At 58.2% G+C, this 2,744-nt stretch carries 3 protein-coding genes; all 3 read left to right on the top strand.

Going from position 1 to position 2,744, the window contains the following annotated elements; translation table 11 throughout:
• The first annotated feature begins 32 nt into the window (after positions 1–32).
• Positions 33–557, top strand: a complete 525-nt coding sequence (locus Q0341_RS09520; RefSeq protein ID WP_299512517.1) for a phosphoribosyltransferase — start codon at positions 33–35, stop codon at positions 555–557.
• A gap of 79 nt (positions 558–636) precedes the next feature.
• Positions 637–1,875 carry a PLP-dependent transferase gene (locus Q0341_RS09515; protein WP_299512522.1) on the top strand — a complete coding sequence of 413 codons (1,239 nt, stop codon included), beginning with the start codon at positions 637–639 and terminating at the stop codon, positions 1,873–1,875.
• A 189-nt stretch (positions 1,876–2,064) separates the two neighbouring features.
• Positions 2,065–2,744, top strand: a 680-nt coding sequence (locus Q0341_RS09510) for a DUF2189 domain-containing protein (protein ID WP_299512520.1), incomplete at its 3' end; no start/stop codon positions are given.

Raw genomic sequence — 2,744 nt, 5'->3', positions numbered from 1 at the left:
AAGTGAAATGAACCTACCTCTGGAGAATAAGCATGTTGACCGAAGACGGCAAACACCTGTACGTGAGCTACGACGAGTACCACAACCTCATCGAAAAACTCGCCATCAAAATTCACCAATCTGGCTGGCAATTTGACACCATCCTGTGTCTGGCCCGCGGTGGCATGCGCCCCGGCGACATTTTGTCGCGTGTGTTTGACAAGCCACTGGCCATCATGTCCACCAGTTCGTACCGCGCCGACTCTGGCACGGTGCAGGGCCACTTGGACATCGCCCGCTTCATCACCACGCCCAAAGGCGAAATCGCGGGCAAAGTGCTGCTGGTGGACGACCTGGCCGACACGGGCCACACCTTGCGTGCGGTGGTGGACCAGTTGAAAAACAACTACCAGCCGATCACCGAGTTGCGCACCGCCGTGATCTGGACCAAGGGCGTCTCCGCCTTCAAGCCCGATTACTCGATTGAAGACCTGCCCACCAACCCCTGGATTCACCAACCTTTCGAGCCGTATGACACCATGCGTCCGGAAAAATTGATGGAAAAGTGGCGCGTTTGATGCGCTCAGGACATTCCCTGCTTTGACCTCAAACAGCCTCCTTTCGGAGGCTGTTTGCATTAGCATTCAAGGATGCAAAATTCACTTACGCTCCCCCAACGTCACCGGTCTGATCCACCACCCCTACACGCCGCCTGCCGGATTCAATGCCCCCCAGCCTGGCGTGTTCAAAGCCTCGACGGTGTATTTCCCCACTGTGGCCGACATGCGCCGGCGTGAGTGGAAAGACAAATCGGCCTACACCTACGGCCTGCACGGCACGCCCACCACCTACCAACTCGAAGAGCGCTTGTGCACCCTTGAGGGAGGGCTGCAGTGTGTGCTGGTGCCGAGCGGCTTGGCGGCTTTGGCCTTGGTGGCTTTGTCGGTCCTTCAAACGGGTGACGAAGTCTTGATTCCAGACAATGCTTACGGGCCCAACAAAGCATTGGCAGAGGCGGAGTTGCGTCACTTTGGCATCTCCCACCAGTTCTATGACCCGACCGACGTGCACGACCTGTCGCGCAAAATTGGCCCGCAAACGCGTCTGGTCTGGTTGGAGGCCCCGGGCTCGGTCAGCATGGAGTTTCCGGATTTGCCCGAGATGGTGCGCCGCTGCAAAGCCCAAGGCGTCTTGACCGCGCTGGACAACACCTGGGGGGCCGGTCTGGCGTTCAGCGCTTTTGACTTGTTGGGCGATGGGGCGGGAGGGCAGGGCAGTCTGGCGGTCGACATCAGCGCCCACGCGCTCACCAAATACCCCAGCGGCGGCGGGGATGTGTTGATGGGCAGCGTCATCACCCGCGACGCGGCCTTGCACCTGAAAATCAAGCTGTGCCACATGCGCTTGGGTTTGGGGGTTGCCGCCAACGATGCCGAGACCGTGTTGCGCTCTTTGCCCAGCATTGCCGTACGCTACGCGGCCCATGACCAAACCGCTCGCGCCTTGGCCAGTTGGTGGCAAGCGCAGCCGCAATGCGCGCAGTTGTTGCACCCAGCATTTGAAGGCGCGCCTGGTCATGCCCACTGGCAAGCAGTTTGCAACCGCACGCCCGGGGCTGGCTTGGCTGCAGGCTTGTTCAGCGTGATGATCGATGCCCGCTTCAGTCAGGCGCAAGTGGACGCATTTTGTGATGCGCTTGAGCTTTTTAAAATTGGCTTCAGTTGGGGTGGTCCCGTCAGTTTGGTGGTGCCTTACGAACTGGCGTCGATGCGTCAGGCCTGGCCTGCCCACCTGAAGGCGGGCACCTTGGTGCGGTTTTCCACAGGCTTGGAATCGGCGCAAGACCTGATCCTTGACTTGCATCAAGCTGTGCAGGCGCATCTGCCCATGGCCTGATCGCGAAGGCGACACACATCACCTGAAATTACGTATTTATGAACCGAATGGGGGCTTTCCTGAGTGCCCAAAGCATGCCTGTGGGGGTATTCTGAAAGCAATCTTTGATTGGCCAACGATTGCCTGCCCATGACCACTGAAACCAAGCCACTTGCACCCATCTCGGCTGAAGATGGGCATTTGCCCAACATGGCAACACCGTTTGCTCTGCCACCGCCAGAGGGCCCCCAATCGCACATGCGGCCTTTGCGTTTTGCGGACCCATTTCGTTGGTTGGGCAAAGGCTGGCAAGACCTCTTGCAGCACCCAGGCATCGCGTTGTTTTATGGCGTGTGCTTTTGGGGCATGGCGCAGGTGCTGGCCTTGGTGTTCAAACACAAACCCGAATACACCTTGTCTTTGGTGTCGGGTTGCTTGTTGGTGGGGCCTTTTTTGGCCATGGGTTTGTACGAAGTCAGCCGCAAACGCCAGCGGGGTGAATCCCCCGAGATGGCCAGCTCACTGATGTGCTGGGACCAGCACATTCGCAGCATGTCCATGTTGGTCTTGGTGCTCATGGTGTTGGAGTTGTTGTGGGGCCGCGCATCGCTGGTAGTTTTCGCGGTGTTTTTCAATACCGGTATGCCCTCGACCACGGGTGTGATGGAGGCGGTGTTCAACCCACAAAACATCGAATTTTTACTGGTTTACTTGGCTGTTGGCGGTGCCTTTGCAGCACTCGTGTATGGCTTGTCCGTGGTCTCTATCCCCATGATTTTGGACCGAGATACCGATGCCATATCGGCGGTGATCACCAGCATCCGGGTGGTTTTTGCCCATCCAGGTGTGATGCTGCTGTGGGGGCTTTTGCTGAGCGCTTTGGTGCTGGC

It is taken from the genome of uncultured Limnohabitans sp. (genome assembly GCF_937889215.1).
GTDB lineage: Bacteria > Pseudomonadota > Gammaproteobacteria > Burkholderiales > Burkholderiaceae_C > Limnohabitans_A.
Note: the sequence above shows the minus strand (reverse complement) of the source record. Positions and strands in the feature narration are given on the sequence as shown.